The 20,905-nt window shown below is 69.9% G+C and carries 19 protein-coding genes; 7 read left to right on the forward strand and 12 right to left on the reverse strand.

Translation table 11 applies throughout. The annotated features are described in order from the left end of the window. The first annotated feature begins 29 nt into the window (after window positions 1–29). Entirely contained in the window at window positions 30–377 is a 348-nt protein-coding gene (locus QBE02_RS10430; protein WP_268102852.1) for a tryptophan synthase subunit alpha, read from the forward strand. A 251-nt stretch (window positions 378–628) separates the two neighbouring features. On the opposite strand, the gene trxA is transcribed toward QBE02_RS10430, so the two are convergent. The 4 genes from trxA to QBE02_RS10450 all read right to left on the reverse strand — a co-directional run bounded on the left by trxA (window position 629) and on the right by QBE02_RS10450 (window position 5,916). Then, window positions 629–952 (reverse strand): thioredoxin, encoded by a 324-nt coding sequence (gene trxA, locus QBE02_RS10435; RefSeq protein WP_279365645.1) that lies wholly within the window; start codon window positions 950–952, stop codon window positions 629–631. A 61-nt stretch (window positions 953–1,013) separates the two neighbouring features. Then, window positions 1,014–2,000 carry a thioredoxin-disulfide reductase gene (trxB, locus tag QBE02_RS10440; protein ID WP_074694511.1) on the reverse strand — a complete coding sequence of 329 codons (987 nt, stop codon included), beginning with the start codon at window positions 1,998–2,000 and terminating at the stop codon, window positions 1,014–1,016. Window positions 2,001–2,074: 74 nt separating this feature from the next. Next, window positions 2,075–3,673, reverse strand: coding sequence for a murein biosynthesis integral membrane protein MurJ (gene murJ / locus QBE02_RS10445; RefSeq protein WP_279365646.1), 1,599 nt, complete (start codon window positions 3,671–3,673; stop codon window positions 2,075–2,077). Then, window positions 3,670–5,916: a DUF6049 family protein gene (locus tag QBE02_RS10450; protein WP_279365647.1), complete on the reverse strand. Its 2,247-nt coding sequence runs from the start codon at window positions 5,914–5,916 to the stop codon at window positions 3,670–3,672. Before QBE02_RS10450 ends, murJ begins: the two co-directional genes overlap by 4 nt. A 107-nt stretch (window positions 5,917–6,023) precedes the next feature. Between QBE02_RS10450 and QBE02_RS10455 the strand changes: the two genes are divergently transcribed. Both QBE02_RS10455 and QBE02_RS10460 read left to right on the forward strand, forming a co-directional pair. Further along, window positions 6,024–7,538, forward strand: a complete 1,515-nt coding sequence (locus tag QBE02_RS10455) for a DUF7059 domain-containing protein (protein WP_279365648.1) — start codon at window positions 6,024–6,026, stop codon at window positions 7,536–7,538. A gap of 53 nt (window positions 7,539–7,591) precedes the next feature. Further along, window positions 7,592–9,019 (forward strand): CCA tRNA nucleotidyltransferase, encoded by a 1,428-nt coding sequence (locus tag QBE02_RS10460; RefSeq protein ID WP_279365649.1) that lies wholly within the window; start codon window positions 7,592–7,594, stop codon window positions 9,017–9,019. 321 nt (window positions 9,020–9,340) lie between these two features. On the opposite strand, the gene QBE02_RS10465 is transcribed toward QBE02_RS10460, so the two are convergent. From QBE02_RS10465 to QBE02_RS10475, 3 genes are all read right to left on the reverse strand, one after another. Continuing rightward, window positions 9,341–10,447: a hypothetical protein gene (locus QBE02_RS10465; protein ID WP_279365650.1), complete on the reverse strand. Its 1,107-nt coding sequence runs from the start codon at window positions 10,445–10,447 to the stop codon at window positions 9,341–9,343. Beyond that, a complete protein-coding gene (locus QBE02_RS10470; RefSeq protein ID WP_056225013.1) occupies window positions 10,444–10,803 on the reverse strand; it encodes a PadR family transcriptional regulator in 360 nt (119 codons plus the stop codon). The genes QBE02_RS10465 and QBE02_RS10470 overlap by 4 nt, the downstream gene beginning before the upstream one ends. A 132-nt stretch (window positions 10,804–10,935) precedes the next feature. Continuing rightward, window positions 10,936–11,970, reverse strand: a complete 1,035-nt coding sequence (locus QBE02_RS10475) for an NAD(P)-dependent alcohol dehydrogenase (RefSeq protein WP_279365651.1) — start codon at window positions 11,968–11,970, stop codon at window positions 10,936–10,938. A gap of 313 nt (window positions 11,971–12,283) precedes the next feature. Here QBE02_RS10475 and QBE02_RS10480 point away from each other — a divergent pair, with 313 nt between their 5' ends. From QBE02_RS10480 to QBE02_RS10495, 4 genes are all read left to right on the forward strand, one after another. Further along, window positions 12,284–13,570: a GAF domain-containing protein gene (locus tag QBE02_RS10480; RefSeq protein WP_279365652.1), complete on the forward strand. Its 1,287-nt coding sequence runs from the start codon at window positions 12,284–12,286 to the stop codon at window positions 13,568–13,570. Between the two features lie 79 nt (window positions 13,571–13,649). Next, window positions 13,650–14,174: a hypothetical protein gene (locus QBE02_RS10485; RefSeq protein ID WP_279365653.1), complete on the forward strand. Its 525-nt coding sequence runs from the start codon at window positions 13,650–13,652 to the stop codon at window positions 14,172–14,174. A gap of 263 nt (window positions 14,175–14,437) precedes the next feature. Next, window positions 14,438–15,988, forward strand: a complete 1,551-nt coding sequence (gene exaC, locus QBE02_RS10490; RefSeq protein ID WP_074694517.1) for an acetaldehyde dehydrogenase ExaC — start codon at window positions 14,438–14,440, stop codon at window positions 15,986–15,988. 117 nt (window positions 15,989–16,105) lie between these two features. Continuing rightward, entirely contained in the window at window positions 16,106–16,495 is a 390-nt protein-coding gene (locus QBE02_RS10495) for a DUF779 domain-containing protein (protein WP_056225001.1), read from the forward strand. Window positions 16,496–16,498: 3 nt separating this feature from the next. Here the strand turns inward: QBE02_RS10495 and QBE02_RS10500 are convergent, their stop codons facing one another. From QBE02_RS10500 to QBE02_RS10520, 5 genes are all read right to left on the reverse strand, one after another. Further along, complete coding sequence (locus tag QBE02_RS10500) at window positions 16,499–17,104, reverse strand: response regulator transcription factor (protein ID WP_279365654.1); 606 nt, start codon at window positions 17,102–17,104, stop codon at window positions 16,499–16,501. Beyond that, the gene (locus QBE02_RS10505; RefSeq protein WP_279365655.1) at window positions 17,101–18,210 is read right to left on the reverse strand and encodes a sensor histidine kinase; all 1,110 of its coding nucleotides are present in this window, start codon (window positions 18,208–18,210) and stop codon (window positions 17,101–17,103) included. Before QBE02_RS10505 ends, QBE02_RS10500 begins: the two co-directional genes overlap by 4 nt. 19 nt (window positions 18,211–18,229) lie before the next feature. Further along, window positions 18,230–19,027, reverse strand: a complete 798-nt coding sequence (locus QBE02_RS10510; protein WP_279365656.1) for an ABC transporter permease — start codon at window positions 19,025–19,027, stop codon at window positions 18,230–18,232. Next, on the reverse strand, window positions 19,024–19,959 hold the full coding sequence (locus tag QBE02_RS10515; RefSeq protein ID WP_279365657.1) for an ABC transporter ATP-binding protein: 936 nt from the start codon (window positions 19,957–19,959) through the stop codon (window positions 19,024–19,026). Before QBE02_RS10515 ends, QBE02_RS10510 begins: the two co-directional genes overlap by 4 nt. A gap of 83 nt (window positions 19,960–20,042) precedes the next feature. Further along, window positions 20,043–20,873 (reverse strand): class I SAM-dependent methyltransferase, encoded by an 831-nt coding sequence (locus QBE02_RS10520; RefSeq protein ID WP_279365658.1) that lies wholly within the window; start codon window positions 20,871–20,873, stop codon window positions 20,043–20,045. Window positions 20,874–20,905 lie beyond the last annotated feature (32 nt).

Genomic DNA, 20,905 nt, shown 5'->3' on the forward strand with positions numbered 1-20,905 from the left:
GTGTCGGTAGGTCGACGTACGCTGGAACGGTGACAGCGAACGACGATACCCCGCGCCGTCGCGCCAGCCTCGAGCTCTTGCGCGCTGAAGCCTCCGACGAACTCGCGGTCCTCGTTCACGAACGTCTGCGCGGCGGTGAAGATCCGTGGGACTTCATGGAAGACCTGCCCAGTGTCGACGAACTCGTCGTCCTCACTCTGCGCGCCGACAACATCTTCGAGAACGGTGGAGTTCGCCCCAATCGCTCGCGCAACTACCGCGTGCTTCGCCAGATCGCGCTCGACTACCCCCCGCTCACGAAAGCCGTGTGGAGAATCCTGGGCGAGGAAGAACCCCACCGCCGGTGGGACGCCAACGTCAGGCTCGACGCCTCCTGAGCCCCTCGGTCGCCCCTCGGGCACTCCGGGGTCGAAACAGCGTCGAACGGCCCTCAGATCGCCGATGAGCGCTCGCACGGCGGGCGTCTGTGTGATCGACGCCGTCTTGCGCCTCGTCAATCAGATCCGTCGTCAGCGCTGTCGCCGGGAGTGATGGCATCCTGAGTCCGCTTTTCTGCTTCAGCGGAGCCCGCCCGCACATGCGAACGTCCCCGGCGCCCTGAGGCACCGGGGACGTTCCGTGAGAGGTCTCAGTCGAGGAACGCGGCGAGGTCCTGCTCGAGCGCGTACTTGGGCTTCGCGCCGATGATGGTCGTCTTGACCTCACCGCCCTGGAAGACCTTCATCGCGGGGATGGAGGTGATCTGGTACTTCATCGCGAGGTCCGGGTTCTCGTCGACGTTGAGCTTGAGGACGGTGATCTTTCCCGCGTTCTCGTTCTGGATCTCGTCGAGGACGGGGGCGACCATGCGACACGGTCCGCACCACTCAGCCCAGAAGTCAACGAGAACGGGTCCGTCGGCCTGCAGGACGTCCTGCTCGAACGTTGCGGAGGTCGTCGCCTTGGCAGTCATTGCATTTCTCCTTAGTGAAAGCGTCAATTGATGAAAACGCCGGTGAACCGGGTTTTGTTCCTCAGACGACCGCGGCGTCGGGGAGGCCCTCGATGGGGCTCTCGGCGACAGCGGGCTCGCCGGCCTCGCCGCGGGCGGCGAGGAAGTGCTCCACGTCGAGGGCGGCGACGGTTCCACTGCCCGCGGCCGTGATGGCCTGGCGGTAGGTGGGGTCGATGACGTCACCGGCGGCGAAGACACCCTCCACCGACGTGCGCGACGAACGGCCGTCGACCCAGATGGTGCCCTGGTCGGTCAGCTGCAGCTTGTCGTGGACGAGGTGCGTGCGGGGGTCGTTGCCGATCGCCACGAACAGACCGTCCAGCGGCAGTTCACGCGTCGAGTCGTCGACCGTGGAGCGCAGGCGTACACCGTTCACGGCCTCGTCTCCGAGGATCTCGTCGACGGCGCTGTTCCAGATGAACTCGATCTTCGGGTTCGCGAAGGCGCGCTCCTGCATGATCTTCGACGCGCGGAGCGAGTCCTTGCGGTGGATGATGTAGACCTTCGACGCGAACTTGGTGAGGAAGTTCGCCTCTTCCATCGCGGAGTCGCCGCCGCCGACCACGGCGATCGTGCGGTCGCGGAAGAAGAAGCCGTCGCACGTCGCGCACCACGAGACACCGCGGCCGGACAGGCGCTCCTCGCCCTCGAGACCGAGCTTGCGGTAGGCGGAACCGGTCGCGTAGATGACCGAGACGGCCTCTTCGACCTTCCCGCTTCCGAGCGTGACCTTCTTGACGGGACCGTCGAGCTCCAGCGACACGACGTCGTCGTAGAGCACCTGGGCGCCGAAGCGCTCGGCCTGGGCCTGCATCTTGGCCATGAGGTCGGGCCCCTGGATGCCGTCGGGGAACCCGGGGAAGTTCTCGACCTCGGTCGTGTTCATGAGGTCGCCGCCGGCTTCGACGGAGCTCGCGACGACGAGGGGCTCGAGGTTGGCTCGGGCAGCGTAGATGGCGGCCGTGTATCCGGCCGGGCCCGATCCGATGATGATGACGTGACGCACGTTTGCGCCTCCCTCTCGTTGATTCCGTCGGATGAAACCCATGGTAGCCGCGGGGTATTCCACGGCCACGGGGGCTAGCGCTGGGGGAGGAACCGCCGGCCGAGCGCGAGCGCCGGGGCGAGTTCGGGAGTGCGGAACAGGGCCAGGATGCCGATGTACACGGCGAGGACGACCAGGCCCAGCACCGCGGCACCGGCGATCCCGGCCGCGACGCTGCTCGTCATCCATCCTTCGGGGCCGCCCAGCAGGATCAGGACGCCCCACCCGGCCGCGGCGGCGGGGATCGCGGCGAGGGCGAAACGTCCGAGTGCCGACAGCCAGGAGCCCGTGCCGATGCCGGAGAGGCGGCGGCGCAGCAGCACCGTCGCCACGACCACCTGCACGATGCTCGCGAACGACTGGGTCAGGGCGACGCCGGCGGCCAGGTCGGACCGATCGACGAACGCGCCGGCCGCGATGGCCCCTCCTGCGACGAGCGCGCACTGCAGCAGAGTGAAGAAGAAGGGGGTGCGAGTGTCGTTGTAGGCGTAGAAGGTGCGCTGGATGACGAAGAGCACGGCGAGGGGCACGAGGCAGACCAGGAAGCACCACAGGACGGGAGCGGCGGCGAGGGCCTGCTCCGATCCGTTCGTGAAGATCCGGCTGGCGGGGACGGCGGCCACGGCGAGGGCGGCGGTGGCCGCGACGATGAAGAACCCCAGGGTGCGGATGCTGCGAGCGATGTCGGCTCGTACCTCGTCGTCGCGTCCCGCGGCGGCGTGCTCGCTGAGCTGCGTGAAGTAGGGCGTTCCGATCGACAGCACGATGATCGAGTACGGCAGCATGAACAGCAGCCAGGCGTTCTGCGAGGCGAAGATCGCGGGATCGTTGCCGGAGGCGCCCGAGAGCACGTTCGACTGCACGATTCCGGCGAGCTGGCCGGCGACGACCATCAGGAAGGTCCAGCCCGCGAGGCGGCTGATGTGTCGGAGCCCCACGCCTCGCCACTGGAAGTCGGGACGCAGGGTCAGTCCCGCGCGGCGCCAGAAGAACATCAGCACCGCCGTCTGCACGACGATACCGCCGGTCGCGGTGGCGGCGAGAACGGCGATCATCGAGGGCGACCACGCGTCGACGCGCACCTGCTGTCCCCCGAAGAGCAGGATGAACGCACCGAAGCCCGCGATCGACACGATGTTGTTGACGATCGGCGCCCACGTGTACGGACCGAAGACGCGACGGGCGTTGAGGATCTCGCCGAGCAGAGCGTAGAGACCGTAGAAGAAGATCTGCGGCAGGCACCAGTAGGCGAATGCGGTGGAGAGGGCCAGCTGATCGTCGGTGAACTTGCCCGCGTACACGTGCACCAGGAGTGGTGCGGCGATCATCGCGAGAGCGGTGGCCCCGAGCAGGCCCACCGTGCCGAGGGTGAACAGCTTCGAGATGAACGCCTGTCCCCCGTCCGCGTGCGCGGCGGCCTTCACGATCTGCGGGACGACGACGGCGGTCAGCAGGCCGGTCGAGATGATCGCGTAGATGTTGTTCGGCAACTGGTTGGCGACGGCGAAGGCGTCACCCGCGCTGCTGATCGACCCGATGGCGGCCACGAGCACGATGGTGCGCAGCACCCCGCTGACGCGCGACACGATGGTTCCGGCCCCGATGAGCACACTGGCCCGTCCGATGCTGCTCACGGGCGTGTCTCCTGCTCGATGTCCGAAAGGTTCTCGTGGGGGGCGTGCTCGTCGGTGAGGGGATCGTCGGCGTCCTCGGCGGGGCTGCGCCCGTCGGCATCCGGATCCTTCACGCCGATCCCATCCACGGGCTCGTCGTCATCGGAGACCGGGGACGACGCCTCCTCGGCGCGCAGCCGGCGACGGCGCGCGACCGTGCGGACGACCCCGAGGCTCAAGAAGCCCACGATGAGGGCGATGACGACGACGATGCCGATGTTCTCCCACTCCGCGCGCACCTCAACGTCGACCGCCTGGGGTGATCCGATCGGCACGCCCGAGGGGCTGTACAGCTGCAGGTCGACGCTGACCTCGCCGTTGGCGATACGCGCCTCGACGGGCACCTCGACGCGTGTGTTGGCCGAGGCCTGGGCATCGATCGTAGTGCGGTCCTGTACGCGTAGGCGGACGTCGTTGGTGCGGACGGACATCACGACGGTCACCGGCCACGGCAGGTCGTTGCGCACCCACGGGCGCAGCGGCGCGCTCGAACTGACCAGACGGAAATCGGATGACAGGATTCCGACGGAGTCGAGCGTCGTGCGCGTGGCGGCGCGGTGGTCGGCGACGGCCTGGCGGGCGGCATCCCCCGTCCACGACACGTTCGTGACCTGGAGGAGCTCCGCGCGTTCGCGTCCGGTGAGCAGCTCGGGCTGATCCAGGATCGACGCGAACCGATCGACGTTCTGTTCGTCGCTCACGAGGTTGCGGACCTCGTCGACACGAGCCGCGTCGACGTCGGGAGCCTCGAGCGAGATGTCGGATGCCGGCACCGAGGCGACGGCGCGCAGGGTCGACGCCGTGTACCCCGGCGCGGTGGCGGCGAGGCCGAGGGTCGCGCGCAGGCTCACGCGCGAACGATCGGTGCCCCGGTCGAGGACGGCGAGGACCGGCTGATCGGCGGTGACGGTGCGGGCGATGGAGAGGTAGGCCTGGGTGGCCGCCAGCGAGGCTCCGCGACGGGTGCTGTCGTTCTGACCGGCCGCGTCGGCGAGGGCGCGCGAGACCTCCGCGTCGTAGACCGGCGTCGAGACCCCTCCGACGCGGGCGGAGGCTTGCCGCCCCCCGCCGGAGACGCTGGTCGACGGGATGAGCACGTGGGTGGGGTCGTCGGCGCTGCCGAGCGCGCCGAGGGTGGCGACGGTGTCCGCTCCCGCGGTTCCGGTCGCGGGCCAGTACACGTTGGGGGTCGCGACCCCGATGTCGAGCAGCGTGGAGAGGGACGGATACGAGGGCTGGCCGGGCGTCGTGCTGGACGCCGGTTCGGGCGTCGACACGGCGGACACCGCCGGGGCGGGCTGCACGAAGTCGGCCGCGGCCATGTAGTTCTGCAGCGAGGTGGGGCCGAGCGGGGCCGTGAGCCCGGCGTGCAGCTGCGCGGCGACGTCGGAGTCGCCGAACTGGAGGGCGAACCGGTCATTCGGCAGGGCCAGAAGTCGCTGGAGCCACGCCACCGCGGTGGGCGGGGCGGCCGAGCCGAGCACCCGGATGGCCGCGGGGATCGCGGGATCGACGGCCAGGGTGGCCGCGGTGCCGTCCACCGCGTCGAGCTGCGCGGACAGACCGCCGTCGACCGCGGTCAACTCGGCCAGCTCGTTCGCGGTGAGAAGACCGCGCGTCAGGGGGGCCGCCGTGACCGGGACGACGAGGGCGATCGGCGTCTGCGCCCCCGCGTCAGCCGGAACGACGACCACGCTCGATGCCGTCAGCCCGCCGCTCGTCGCGAGGACCGGGTAGACGCCGGTGGCGCGGTTCGCGAGGGCCGGGTCGGTCCCCGGTGCCGTGAGGGTGGTGATCGACTGGGCGCCGGAGGCGGTGGCATCCAGGGTTCCCGTCGCGACCTGCTGAAAGGCGATGCCGGAGGCGTCACCGCTGAGCCATCGATCGATGGCGGCGTCATCGGCCAGAGGGGCGGACCCGATCGACAGGGCGACGGGGCCGGCGGGCGCAGCCGATGACCCGGCCGCGAGACTGACGACGACCGACAGGGCGTCACCGGGACGCAGGATGCCGTTCGCCGAGGGAGCCGCGATGAGCACGGACGGCGAGCTCGAGGCCGACGGCGAAGGGCTCGGCGTCGCACCGGAAGCCGCCGAGACCGGCAGTGCCACGCCCGCGACGATGGCCCCGGCGGCGAGGGTCGCCAGGAGCCGGCGCGTGAAGGAGCGCCGCGGCACGGGTGCGCCCGAAGGCTGGGAGGTCACGGTCATACGAGCGTCGGTGGAACGAGGGGGCCTCGCACCGCCTGCGAGTCTAGGCCCGCCTCCCTCCAAGCCCCCCGATAGCCTCGCGCAGACGGTTGAATGGACCGGTGCTTCCCGAACCCGATCCCCAGCTGTGTCAGGCCCTCGCCGACGACCTCCGCACCGCGGACTACACGAGCGCCGCCCTCCGCGCCGCCTGGGGAGCCCAGGCCGACGACGCCGTCGCGAGGGGGCTCCGCCGCCCGGCCACGCGCGCGTTGGGTGAGCGCGGCGATGCGCTCGCCGTGCTGGGTCGTCTGTGGGGGCTCGGGCTGCCCGTCCCGCGCGGTGACGCCGAGGCGGCGCTGCCGACGTTGCGCGTCGACGGAGCGGCCGCGCTCGGACTCCTGGAGATCTCGGGGGATGCCGTGACCCCCGCCGTGCTCGTGAGGCCTCAGTCCTTCGCCGACGACGAGGGCGAGGTCGAGTGGTGGATCGCCAGTGACCTCGACGAAGCGGCCCTCGAGGGTCCGCTCCCCGAGGACCACGTGCTCGGCGTCGGCGGGGCCTCCCAGACCCTCGCGCGCCTGCAACTCACCCGCCGAGCGCGCACGGCCCTCGACATCGGCACGGGCTGCGGCATCCAGGCCCTCCGGCTGCGCCGGCTCGTCGACCACGTGGTCGCGACCGACATCTCCGAGCGCGCGCTGCGCTTCACCCGCCTCAACGCCTTCGTGAACGGCGTGGACGGGATCGAGACCCGCCTGGGCTCGCTGTTCGAGCCCGTCGCCGGCGAGACGTTCGACCGAGTGGCATCCAATCCCCCGTTCGTCATCACGCCGCGCGTCGCGGGGGTTCCGGCGTACGAGTACCGCGACGGCGGAATAGAGGGCGACTCCCTCGTCGCCGCGGTCATCTCGGGCGTGGGGGAACATCTCGCGCCCGGGGCGGTGGCGCAGTCGCTGGGAAACTGGGAGTACCGGTGGGGAGAGTCGGGGCTCGACCGCGTGCGCGAGTGGGTCGGCTCGTCGCTCGACGCGTGGGTGATCGAACGTGAAGTGCTCGACCCCCTCGCGTACGCCGAGCTGTGGGTGCGTGACGGCGGAACGGTCCCCGGCACACCCGAGTACGCGCGGCTCATCGACGCGTGGCTCGACGACTTCACCGCACGGGGAGTGACCGGCGTCGGGTTCGGGTACGTGCTGCTGCGGCGACCTCTCGCGGGCGGGCCGACCCTCGCGCGGTACGAACGCGTCTCGGGCGGAGGCGAATCGGCGTTCGGGCCGCACCTGTCGGCATCCCTCGCCGCCCATGACCGGGCCGCCCTGCTCGACGACGACGGACTGGCCTCGAGCGTGCTGCGCGTGGCCCCCGACGTCACCGAGGCGCGCCACCACCGACCGGGCGAGGAGGACCCCTCGGTCATCGAACTCCGACAGGGCGGCGGCTTCGCGCGCACACTCGAGGTCGACCCGGGGCTCGCGGCCCTCGTCGGCGCCTGCGACGGCGATCTGGCCGTAGGAGCGCTCATCGATGCGATCGCCCAGCTCGTGGAGGTGGATGCCGAGGCCCTGCGCGCCGACCTGTTGCCGCGGGTGCGCGAGTTGCTGGTGACCGGTTTTCTGGGCTTCGCCGACGACTGACGCGCCCTTCCTGCCCGACGGGGCCGTCGGTGACCCCGGATAGGCTCGAAGGCATGCTGAACATGGCTGAGGGTCTCGCGCGCCTCGAGGAGCTCGCCGCGCATCCCGTGGTCGCCACGCTCGCCCGGGTCTTCGCCGATGCCGGTCGCGATCTCGCGATCGTGGGCGGTCCCGTGCGCGATGCCCTGCTGGGGCGCGTGACCCACGATTTCGACTTCACCACCGACGCCCGTCCCGACGAGATCCTCGCGCTCGTGAAACCCGTCTCGAGCGTGCAGTGGGACGTCGGACGGGCGTTCGGCACCATCGGCGCGCGGGTGAAGGGCGAACAGGTCGAGATCACCACGTACCGCGCGGACAGCTACGACGGGGTCACCCGCAAGCCCACCGTCGAGTTCGGAGACACCCTCGAGGCCGACCTCAGCCGCCGCGACTTCACCGTGAACGCCATGGCGCTCCGCGTTCCCGCCCGCACGCTCGTAGACCCGACCGGCGGTGTGGAAGACCTCATCGCCGGCCGCCTGCGCACACCCATCGACCCCGCCGTGAGCTTCGGCGACGACCCCCTGCGTATGCTGCGCGGAGCCCGCTTCTCGTCGCAACTCGACTTCGTCCTAGACCCCGACACCCTCGACGCGATCCGCGAGTTGCGCAGCTCGCTCGCCATCGTCAGCCCCGAGCGCGTGCAGGCCGAACTCGTGCGGCTCTTGCAGACGGATGATCCCGTCCGCGGCATCCGGGTTCTCGTCGAGACCGGTCTGATCGAGGAGTTCCTCCCCGAAGTCCCCGCCCTGCGCCTCGAAGTCGACGAGCACCACCACCACAAGGACGTCTACGAGCACTCGCTGACGGTGCTGCGCCAGGCGATCGCGCTCGAGAAGCAGCGACACCCGGATACCGCCCCCGATGTGCCCCTGCGGCTGGCGGCGCTCCTGCACGACATCGGCAAGCCCGCCACCCGACGCCTCGAAGCGGGCGGGGGCGTCACCTTCCACCACCACGACATCAAGGGCGCGCGCATGGCGCGAAAGCGCCTGCAGGCCCTGCGATTCGACGCCGCCACGACCACCGTCGTCGCCCGACTGGTCGAGCTGCACCTGCGCTTCTTCGGCTACGCCGAGGGAGCGTGGACGGATGCCGCGGTCCGGCGCTACGTGCGCGACGCCGGCGACGAGCTCGAACGCCTGCACATCTTGACCCGGGCCGACGTGACCACGCGCAACAAGCGCAAGGCGCAGCGCCTGGCATCCGCGTACGACGACATCGAGGCCCGCATCGCCGCGCTCCGCGAGCAGGAGGAGATCGACTCGATCCGCCCCGAGCTCGACGGCAACCGCATTCAGGAGGTCCTCGGCCTCACGCCCGGTCGCGAGGTCGGCGAGGCCTACCGCTTCTTGCTCGAGCTGCGCCTCGACGAGGGCGTGCTGGGCGAAGAAGAGGCCGAGAAGCGCCTGCGCGAATGGTGGGCGGCGCGGGGCTGAGGTCCGCGGCTTCCGGTGCGGCCGGGTCTCGGGCGGCGCGGCGGGAGCGGGCGACGGGCCGTGGTGCCCGGTATCAGGGTGAACGGCGCAGGTGCGCCCCGGCGCTCGCGTCGGGGCGCCGTTCGTGGCCCCGGGGCGTGGTTCGTGGCCCCGGGGCCACGAACGCACAGGGGCGACGGCGTCGAGGCGCGGCTCGAGCCGTACCGCTCGCTCGAACCGCGCCCCGAAACTCCGGACCTCAGTCCTCCTCGTCGTGGGCTTGGGCGAGGGCGGCGATTACGAGGTGGGTCAGGTCGATACTGACGATGCGCGGCTGGTCGGTCACGGCGTGACCGCCCCGAGCTGACCATCAGCATTTGGCTGGGGCATGGCTGTGGGGAGCGGTGTCTGGTCGGTTTTCGTTGCCGATTTCACGACGTCCTCGGGGAGCGACTGCACCCGTGAGAACGGGAAGTCCGTAGGTTCCGCGTTCGCGATATCGTTCGGCGTCATCCAAGAACCCGCCGGCAACTCTCTGAGCGGGAAGATGTTCCAGGCGTCGTTACCCCCGGGCACCGGGTAGGGCACTGGCACCGGACCGCCGCCACCGTAGAAGTAGCCGTCGATCGTCTGCGGCCCCTGGTCACGTCCCACCGTGGTGAGCGGAGTGCCGTCCTGGTCGAACAGTTGAACGACGGGGATGGGGTTGCCCTCGGCGTCGAACGCGAAGATGTTGCGGATGCGCGAACCGTCGACCGAGAGCCCCGAGACTACGTAGGGCTCGGGAACCGCGTTGGCGCGGTTCAGCGCGAGGCCCACACCCTGCGCGAACAGGCCCGCGAGAATCGGAAGGGCGAGTACGGCGCCGATCGTCAGGAACGACCGCAGAATCCGCACGCCGTTTCCCGGGAGCCAACGCCCGCGGCCCCACTGCACGCTCAGGGTGACGGCGGCGAGGAGGACCGCCCACGCGACCGCATTGCCGCCGAGGGCGAGGATGGCGCCGAGCAGGCCGCCGGAGACACTCGACGGCACGACGATCCAGACCAACAGGTACAGGCAGACGTACCAGGTGGCGCCGCGAACCAGCCACCAGACCGGACGCAGCGCGCCGAACAGGTCCAGCATCCAGGCGCCGACCGGGTTTCTCTGAATGACCTCGCCGACCTCGCGCCACCCGTCCTCCACCTGCTTCAAGAGCGGCTCGCGTTTCCGGGCTGTGCGAGGCGCACCACGCTCGGGGAGCCCCGCGGCGGAGCGGAGTTCGGCGGCGTAGGCGGCGGCGTCCGGGGTCTCGAAGTGCTCTCCGGCCTCCGCGGCCTGATCCGACAGATCCGCTTCGAGACCGTCGAGCAGGTCATCGACCTCGTCGACGGGGAGATCATCGAGATGAGAGCGGACGGCGGCGGCGAAGGCGCGGATATCGTCGTGGACGGTCGTGGTGGTCATCGTGCGTCTCCGATCGTGCGCAGCTTCGGGGTGGGAGTGGTGTCGTCGAGAAGGCTCGTCATGGCGGACGAGAAGTGCGTCCAGCTGGCGCGTTGCGCGTCGAGCAGCTCGCGCCCCTGCGGGTTGATCGCGTAGTACTTGCGGTGCGGCCCGCCTTCCGATGGCACGACGTAGCTCGACAGCGCGCCCGCGGAGTACAGGCGCCGCAGCGTTCCGTACACCGAGGCGTCGCCGACCTCGCCGAGCCCCGCTTCGCGCAGGCGCCGCACGATGTCGTACCCGTACCCGTCATCGTGCTGCACGACCGCGAGCACCGCGGCATCCAGCACCCCCTTCAACAGCTGCGTCGTATCCACGCGGCCCCCTTCGCTTGTCTGCCTCGGACAGTACCACGCACTGCGTAGTAGTGCGGAGTGCACACCCGGGTGATTTCGGAACACCGAGGGGGTGGCATCCATGCTCCGGATGCCACCCCCTCGAGGTTCGCGTCAGGGCACGACGACGGCGCGGCCGCGCACCTGCCCCTTGTGCAGCTTCGCGTACGCCTCGACGGCACCGTCGAAGCCGTAGCGCTCGACGTGGACGCCGACCGCGCCGCTGCGCGCGAGGTCGAGCACCTCGATGAGCTCGCTGCGGGTGCCCCAATAGGGAGCGCGCACCGCGGCGCCCATCGGCGTGGAGAAGAACCCGGCCGGCATGATGCCTCCGCCGATGCCGACGATGTGGATGAAGCTGTCCATCCCGGCGACCGCGCGCGCGAGATCGATCGTGGGCTGCACGCCGACGAAGTCGAAGACCGCCGTGGCGCCGAGTCCGTTCGTGAGCTCGCGGATGCGGTCGGCCGCGTGCTCGTCGGAGTTCACCGTGTGGTGGGCGCCGACTTCGCGAGCGAGGGCCAGCTTGTCTTCGCCGAGGTCGACGGCGATGACGGTGGCCTGGGTGATCGCGCGGAGGATCTGCACACCGACGTGACCGAGGCCGCCGACGCCGATGACGACGGCCGTCGCGCCGGGGTACAGCTTCTCTTTCGCCGAGACGATCGCGTGGTACGGGGTGAGCCCGGCATCCGTCAGCGAGACCGTCTCGACGGGATCGAGGTCGCCCAACGGGGCGAGGTGACGCGGGTCATCGACGATCACGTATTCGGCCATGGCGCCCGGGCTGCCCAGGCCCGGAGGGGTGATGCCCATCTCGGCCGCGTAGGGGCAGTAGTTCTCGGCACCGTGGGCGCACGCGTGGCAGCGCCCGCAGCCCCACGGTCCGTAGATCGCGTAGGCCGCGCCGATCTCGACACCCTCGACGCCCTCGCCGAGTTCGTCGACGACACCCGCGCCCTCGTGGCCGAGGGTGAGCGGCAGGCCGTAGGTGTACTGGTCTTCGGGGAGGTCCATCACGAACCAGTCGGAGTGGCACAGCCCCGCCGCGGTCACCTTCAGACGCACCTGGCCCGGGCCCGCGTGGGGCTCCTCGATCTCGACGACCTCGGGTCCTTTGCCGATCTCGCGGTACTGCACAGCCTTCATGGCGTTCCTTTCTGTCGGTCCTTCCACCGTGCGCTCGCCGGCCGTGGGCGGTAACGGGGGTTGACGGCGTTTCGAGGGGATCGGGAACCGTTCTCATCGCCAGGGGACGAAGGGCTGCCTCGCGCCCGGTGCCGCTGGACCGCGCGCACGTCGTGTCATGGGAGGTCGCGCCGTAACGGGGCACGTTTCGGGCAGTGGGGTGGTCGACGCCCGCCCCGGTGCACCGAGTGCGCCCCAGTGATGCCCGCCCTCCCCTACGCGCACCACGCGACCTACACTGGGAGCCACCTCCGTCACCGCCGATGGGAGTCCCGTGCCCTCTCCATGGTCGCGACCGACTGTTTCCCCCGAGACCTCGGGGCTGTTGATCGCGCGTGCTCACGAGGAGCTCATCGCCGGCAACGACGACCGCCGACTCGACGACGTGCGACCGCTCGTGCAGGAGTCGTGGCGGAGGTCCTTGGCATCCCTCGTCGGCCCCGAAGGTCTTCCTCCGCTCGACCTTCCCAGCGGTGAGTTGGAGGCCTACCGCCGCGCTCACCCGCTCGCCGGGGTCATGGACATGGTGCGTTCTCTGCTCCTGCCCGGAACTGCGGAGGAATCGGGCGTGGTCGTGGCGGTCGGCGACGCCGCGGGCCGTCTGCTGTGGGTCGAAGGCGATCGTCACATCCGCGCCCTGACCGGCGACATGGGGTTCGTGGCGGGGGCGAACTGGGCGGAGGATGCCGTGGGCACGTCCGCTCCCGGAACGGCGCTGACTCTCGACAGGTCGGTGCAGATCCGCGGTGCCGAGCACTTCAATCGCCTTGTGCAGCCGTGGTCCTGCACCGCGGCGCCCGTGCACGATCCCGAGACGCGGCGTCTGCTCGGCGTGATCGACGTCACCGGAGGGCCCGAGGCCGTGACCCCTCAAGCCCAGTTGTTGGTGGATGCCACGGCCCGGGCGATCGAGAGCGAGATCCTCGTGGGGCGGCTCCGTGCTCAGCAGGCTCCTCCCCCGCGGCGGTCCGCGCCGGAGCGGGCTCTGCTGCGCATCCTCGGGCGGGATCGTGCGCTGCTCGAGGTCGGGGGTGCGTCGGTCGAGTTGAGCGCCCGGCACGCCGAGATCCTTCTGCTGCTCGCCGTGCACCGGGAGGGGTTGTCGGCCGAGGCCCTGAGCGAGGCGGTGTACGGCCACGCCGCCGTCGAGACGCTGCGGCCCGAGATGGTGCGGCTTCGGCGCGCGCTCGTGCCGGTGGCGCCGCGTCTCGTTCCGGCATCCCGCCCCTATCGACTGCCCGTGGGCCTCGAGACCGACGCCCAGCACGTGCTGTCGCTGCTGGACAGGGGTGCGCATCGCGTGGCGCTCGCCGCGTACGCCGGACCGGTGCTGCCGGAGTCGGAGGCGCCGGGAGTGGTCGAGGTGCGCGAATCGGTGCGCTCGGCGCTGCGAGAGGCCCTCATCGAAGAGGCGGGGGTCGACGTCCTGCTCGCCTACGCCGAGACAGCCGACGCGCGCGATGACGAAGAGGTGCTGCGGCTCTGCCTCGAGCTGGTTCCCGCCCGCTCCCCCAAGCGAGCGGGACTGGTTTCTCGATTGGAGCGTCTCGCTCGGGGGTGACACTCCGCGCTCGCCCGGCGCTACCAGGGGATTTCCCGAGAGCGTCCCCGATGTCGGAGGCCCTCGTTACGCTGAACATATGGACGAAAACGCGCTCGACATCTTCTCGGCAGCACGCGCCCGTCGCGACGTGGGGCGTATCCGCGAGGCCCTCGCCGAGGTCAAGGCGGGTGACGTCGCGCGCGTCATCGTCCGCTCCCCGCGCTACGGCCTGTACGCGCTCGAGGGCACCGTGCGCATCGGCGTGGGCGGGCAGCCGCTCGTGGGCGACGTCATCCTCGCCACGAGCGCCGAGATCCAGCGCATCGACCTCGGCATCGAGGTTCCCCAGCCCGCGCTCGAGGCCGATGTCGTCGATCCCTCGACCCTCCCCCACGGAACGCCCGTGCGCGTGACCTTCCTCACGCCGACGCACCAGACCTTCGCCCTCACCGGCCCGATCACGGCGGGCAACGACCGCTTCCTGCTCGTCGGCAGCTGGATCGTCGCCGATGACCGCGCGATCGCGCCGCGCGTGCAGAGCATCGAGCGCCTCGACGGCGTCGACCTGCACGAGGTCAACGTGCCCCCGCTGCGCTCGGTGCTCGCCGACGCCGACGCGTAGACAGCGCTCGCTCGAACGGATGCCGTGGCCCGAGGGTCGCGGCATCCGTCTTTCTGTCCGGCCGTCCTGCCCGCGCCGAAGCCGCATTCGTTCGTCGACGACGCACCCGTTTCGCGTCGAACTGGTGCGGTCTCGTCGAACGAACGCGTCCTGAGCGCACGCCCGCTCGCCCGTGCAACCCGATGCAACCTCCTGCGGCGTACCGTCGGCGCATCGCCGCCCGAAGCCGACGCGGCGACTCATGACCGTCGAAGGAGACACGCATGACCATCGTCGAAGAAGGCGTATCCAGCGTCTACGCCGCCCCCGGAACCCGCGGGGCCGTCGCCGAGTACCGCTCGCGGTACGGGCACTACATCGGCGGCGAATGGGTCGAACCCCACTCCGGGGAGTACTTCGAGAACATCACCCCCGTCACCGGCAAGCCGTTCTGCGAGGTCGCCCGCGGCGACGCGCACGACATCGACCGCGCGGTCGAGGCCGGGTGGAAGGCGTTCGCGTCGTGGAAGAAGACCACTCCCGCCGAGCGCAGCGTCATCCTGAACAAGATCGCCGACCGCATCGAAGAGAACCTCGAGAAGATCGCCGTCGCCGAGACGTGGGAGAACGGCAAGCCGGTGCGCGAGACCCTCGCCGCCGACATTCCCCTCACGGTCGATCACTTCCGCTACTTCGCGGGCGTGCTGCGGGCGCAGGAGGGCTCGCTCAGCCAGCTCGACGAGAACACCGTGGCGTACCACTTCAACGAGCCGCTCGGTGTGGTGGGTCAGATCATCCCGTGGAACTTCCCGATCCTCATGGCCGCGTGGAAGCTCGCTCCGGCCCTCGCCGCGGGCAACTGCGTCGTGATCAAGCCGGCCGAGCAGACGCCGGCGTCGCTGCTCTTCCTGTTCGACATCATCGGTGACCTGCTCCCCGCGGGCGTGGTGAACATCGTCAACGGCTTCGGCATCGAGGCGGGTGCACCGCTCGCGCAGCACAAGCGGATCCGCAAGATCGCCTTCACGGGCGAGACCACGACCGGCCGCCTCATCATGCAGTACGCCTCGCAGAACCTCATCCCGGTGACGCTCGAACTCGGTGGCAAGAGCCCCAACGTCTTCTTCGAGGACGTCGCCCTGCACAACGACGACGCGTACTACGACAAGGCGCTCGAGGGCTTCACGATGTTCGCGCTGAACCAGGGCGAGGTCTGCACGTGCCCGTCGCGCTCGCTCATTCAGCGGTCGATCTACGACCAGTTCCTCGGCGACGGCCTCGAGCGCGTGAAGAAGGTGCGTCAGGGCAACCCGCTCGACCCCGAGACGATGATCGGCGCGCAGGCCTCGAACGACCAGCTCGAGAAGATCCTGTCGTACATCGACATCGGCACGCAGGGCGGCGCGAAGCTCCTCACGGGCGGTGAGCGTGTCGACCTCGGCGGCGACCTGTCGGGCGGCTACTACGTCGCCCCGACCGTGTTCGAGGGCACGAACGACATGCGCATCTTCCAGGAGGAGATCTTCGGCCCCGTGCTGTCGGTTACGTCGTTCGACGACTTCGACGACGCCATCTCGATCGCCAACGACACGCTCTACGGCTTGGGCGCGGGCGTCTGGGCACGCAGTGGCGACACCGCCTACCGTGCCGGTCGCGCGATCGAGGCGGGCCGCGTCTGGACGAACACGTACCACCAGTACCCCGCGCACGCGGCGTTCGGCGGATACAAGCAGTCGGGCATCGGTCGCGAGAACCACCTCAAGATGCTCGATCACTACCAGCAGACGAAGAACCTGCTCGTGTCGTACGCCGACGGGGCGATGGGCTTCTTCTGAGTCGCAGCGGCGCCGGGGCCTTTCGGGCCTCGGCGCCGCCTCGCCATGTCCCACAAATGGTCGTCTGAGCATTCCCCAGACGACCGAAAGTGGGACATCGTTCGAAAGGAACGGGACATGGCCGAGTTCTCTCGCGTCGATGTGACGGATGCCGCGGCCGCGCTGCTGCGCGAGCTGACGGCCACGCACGGGCCGCTGATGTTCCACCAGTCCGGCGGGTGCTGCGATGGCAGCTCCCCCATGTGTTACCCGGTGGGCATGTTCATCACGGGGCCTAGCGACGTGCACCTCGGCGACATCGATGCGGGTCTCGACGACCCGATCGAGGTCTACATGTCGGAGTCGCAGTTCGAGTACTGGAAGTTCACGCACCTGACGATCGACGTCGTCCCCGGTCGTGGCGCGGGCTTCTCGGTCGAGGGACCGACGGGCATGCGCTTCCTCATCCGCTCCCGGATGCTGACGGAGGAGGAGGCGGAGGCGTTCGGGGTGGGCGCCGACCGCTGACCGCTAGAGCCACCCGCGCTCGACGGCCACCCGCACGGCATCCGCACGATTCCGCCCGCCGGTCTTGCCGATCGCGCTCGAGAGGTGATTCTTCACGGTGCCCTCCGAGAGGTGGACGGTGCGCGCGATGTCGGCGATCGAGCCGCCGTCGCGGGCAGCGGCGAGCACGTCGGTCTCGCGCTCGGTCAGGGGCGAGTCGCCCTGCGCCAACGACTCGGCTGCGAGAGCGGGGTCGACCACGCGCAGTCCCTGGGAGACCCGCCGCACCGCGTCGGCCAGCTCGGCCGCGGGCGTGTCCTTCACCACGAAGCCCGAGGCGCCGGCCTGCATCGCCCGCGCCAGGTAGCCGGGGCGTCCGAAGGTCGTGACGATGAGGGCACGGCATCCGGGAACCTCCGCACGCAGCTGCGCGGCGGCGGCGATCCCGTCGATCCCGGGCATCTCGATGTCGAGCAGGGCGACCGTGGCCCCCGACGTGCGCGCCGCCTCGACCACCTCGTCTCCGCGTCCGACCTGCGCGACGACTTCGATGTCGGCCTCGAGTCCGAGCAGGGCGGCGAGGGCGCCGCGAACGAGGGCCTGATCGTCGGCGATGAGCAGTCGGATCACCACGCCACCTTCACTTTGAATCCGCCGAGGTCGCTGCGACCGATGGTCAACCGTGCTCCCGAGGTCTCGACGCGTTCGCGGAGTCCCGTGAGTCCTGAGCCGGTGGATGCCGTGGACGCCGGGCCGCAACCGTCGTCGGCGACCTCGATCGAGCGGTTGTCGAGTCGCACGCGGCAGGCGCTCGCGCCCGAGTGGCGCACCACGTTGGTGACGGCCTCCCGCACGACCCATCCCGCGAGCTCGCGGCGGTCTGCGGGCACCTGATCGGTGGAGCCGGGGAGGTCGGCCGAGACACCGGCGCTCTCGAGCGCGGCGCGGGCTGCGGCGAGCTCGCCGCTGATGCTCACGCCACGGTAGCCGTGCACGGTCGCGCGCACGTCGGCCAGGGCTCCGCGGGAGAGACCCTCGATCTGGGCGATCTCGTCGCGGGCGGCCGGGGAGCCGGCATCCATCAGTCGTCCCGCCAACTCGGCCTTCACGGTGATCACCGTGAGCGAGTGTCCGAGGATGTCGTGCACGTCGCGAGCGACGCGGCCGCGCTCGCGTTCGGCGGCGAGTTCGGCGATCTGCTCGTGAGCGGCGCGCAGGCGTTCGAGGGTCGAGATGTTCTCGACGAAGCTGAACATCATGATCGAGATCGAGAGGATGATCGCCGAGTTCACGACGTTCGAGAACGCGTCGGCCCCCATCGCCTCGCCGACGACGAACGACAGGGCGCTGAGGGCGGGGACGAAGAGCCAGGTGGTTCTGCGGCCCATGGCCGAGACGGCGAACGCGACGCCGACGAAGGTCCACATCCAGCGGATGTCGGTGCCGAGCCAGGGCAATAGCGTCAGCGTGAGTGCGAACAGCACTAGCGTCGGCGCGAGCCGGCGCAGGCGCGACGCGGTGACGCGGGCCCAGGGAACCGTCCCCATGAACACGGCGGCGAACGCGACCACGATCCCTGTGCCCACGAGGTGACCCGCGACGCTCGGACCCTCCCACAATTCGACGAGGACCGGGAAGGTCCAGATCAGCGAAATCGACGCCCCGATGAACCAGCCGCGGCGGAACGGACGGCGGCCCGGAACGCGGGTGCGCTCCGGGCCGGTCGTCGTGCTCACGTCGTTCACCCTAGGCGTGTCAGCCGCGACGCGTGTCGCGACGGAAGAAGTACACGGTGCCGGCCACGAACACCGCGAGCCAGACCACCGCGTTGACGAGGGCGCCGAGGTCGAATCCGTCGCCGGTGAGGGGCGAGCGGGCGAGCTCACCGATGCCATAGACCGGCGTCAGCTTGCCGATCACCTGCAGGAAGTCGGGCATCGACGACAGGGGGAAGAATAGCCCGCCGAGGAACGACAGCAGCACCACCGCGAGGCTCGTGATCTGCGCCGCGTTCTCGCCCGGCACCATGTACCCGACCATCAGGCCGAGGGTGGTGAAGACGGCTCCGGCGAGCACCCAGGCCGAAAGACCCGTGACGATCCACTGCACCGGGGCGAGCTGCACGCCCGCGCCGGCAGCCACCGCGTAGGTCGCGATGACCGCGATCAGGCCGAACATCATGCCCGCGAGCATCTTGACGACGACGTTCGAGATGGGGTTGAGAGGGGTGAGCCGCAGCTGCCGCGACCAGCCCTGTGCGCGCTCGACCGCGACCGATGCCCCGGTCTGGGTCGCCGACATCATGGTTCCGTACATCGCCATCGAGACCATGATGTACGCGGCCACCGACACTCCCCCGGACGCCAAGGGAGTATCCGTCAGCGGCACGTCGAGCGTCTGAAATCCGACGATGAAGAACATCAGCACGGGGAACGCGACGGTGAACAGGATGCTGCGCGGATTGCGCAGCTTTCGCACCAATTCGATGCGCAGATAGGTCAGTGTGAACCCGCCCATGGCGGGCAGCGGGCGGTCGAGGGCGATGGCGGTCATCGGAGTGCTCCTGTCGAGACGAGGTCGGATGCCGAGGGCTCGGCGGTGAGCGTCAGGAACACGCTCTCGAGGTTCTGGGCGGTGATCTCGAGATCCCGCGCCGAGGTGGAGGTGAGCAGGTGACGCGCGAGAGCGTCGGAATCCCGCGTGTGCACGGTGATGCGCTCGCCGGCGGCCTCGACCGAGTCGACCCCCGGCACGGACGCGAGGGCCGTGAGGTCGGCATCCGGAAGCGTCATCTGGACGATCCGCCCCGAGACGAGGTTCTTGATCTCGGTGGTACTGCCGTCAGCCACGATCTGCCCGCCGCGCATCAGCACGATGCGGTCGGCGTACTCGTCGGCCTCGTCGAGGTAGTGCGTGGCGAACATCACGGTGCGTCCGCGCGCGGCATCCGCCCGGATCGCGTTCCAGAACGACCGGCGTGCCTCGACGTCCATGCCGGTGGTGGGCTCGTCGAGGATCAGCAGCGCCGGGTCGCTCACGAGCGCCATCGCGAAACGCAATCGCTGCTGCTCGCCGCCCGAGCACAGGCCCACCTTGCGGCGGGCGAGGTTCAGGATGCCGGCACGCTCGAGGGCCTCGTCGACGGGGCGCTTCTCGGCGAACAGGCTCGCCGTCAGCTCCACCGTTTCGCGCACGGTCAGGTCTTTCAGCAGACCGCCCGACTGGAGCACCGCCGAGACGAGGCCGCGGGCGACGGCTCCGCGCGCGCTGTGGCCGAACACCTCGATGCTGCCGGCGTCGGGGTTCGTGAGGCCGAGGATCATGTCGATCGTGGTGGTCTTGCCCGCGCCGTTCGGGCCGAGGAAGGCCACGATCTCGCCCGGTCGGACGGTGAGGTCGACGCCGCGGACGGCGTGGACGGAGCCGAAGCTCTTGACGACGCCCCGCGCGTCGATCGCGGCGGGGGTGGGGGTGGAGGAGGTCATGTGTTCATGCTGGCCTCGGTGCGCTCGCCGCACATCGGACGGCTGTCACCATTCAGAGGTGACGTTAGTCATGGGTGGATCCGTTACGCCACCTTCGTCGCCCTGATCGTGTAGCTGAGCGGCACGACAGACGGCTGCTCGGTCAGCGCGTATTCGCCGTTACCGCGAAGCGTCATGCGGCCGGGCAGCGCTTCCCACGGCACGCTGTCGTGCTCGACCAGCGTGTCGAGGCGCAGACCGCGCTCGATCAGGGCCGTGACGATCTCGCCGAGACCGTGGTTCCATTCGTACGTCCGCGTCGATTTCAGGGGCGCGGCCACCTCGACGTACGTGCTGTCGTCGTCCCACTCCAACGGGGTGGTCTGCTCGAAGTACGGAAATGCCAGGGACAAGCCCGGCAGATCCTCATTCATCGCCCACAGGACGGGATGCCCCTCGCGGATGTGCAGAGTCCCTCCCGGTGCGAGCAGCTCGGCCACGACGCCGGCCCACTCCGAGATCGACGGCAGCCAGCACAGGGCGCCGATGCCGGTGTAGACGAGGTCGAAGGTTCCGCGGGGCAGGACGTCAGCGGCGTCCCGAACATCTGCCTGGACGAACTCGACGTCGACGCCCGCGTCGGCAGCGAGGCGGCGGGCTTCGGCGACGGCGTTCTCGGAGAAGTCCAGACCGGTCACCGTCGCGCCGAGACGGGCCAGAGACAGGGTGTCGGTGCCGATGTGGCACTGCAGGTGCGCGGTGCGCTTGCCTGCGATGTCGCCCAGCAGCGGCCGGTCGAAGCGCACCACGTCCGAGAGCGCGTCGGCGTCGTCGATGTAGCGCGCGATTCCGTATCCCGATCCGTCCCGGGCGGCGTGCAGCGTCGCGCGCTCGTTCCAGTTGGCGCGGTTGGCGTCGATGTAGTCGGAGGTCATGGCATCCCTTTCCGGGAATCGAGCCTAGGGAT

Origin of the sequence: Microbacterium testaceum, from assembly GCF_029761935.1 — a bacterium.
Taxonomy (GTDB): Bacteria; Actinomycetota; Actinomycetes; order Actinomycetales; family Microbacteriaceae; genus Microbacterium; species Microbacterium testaceum_A.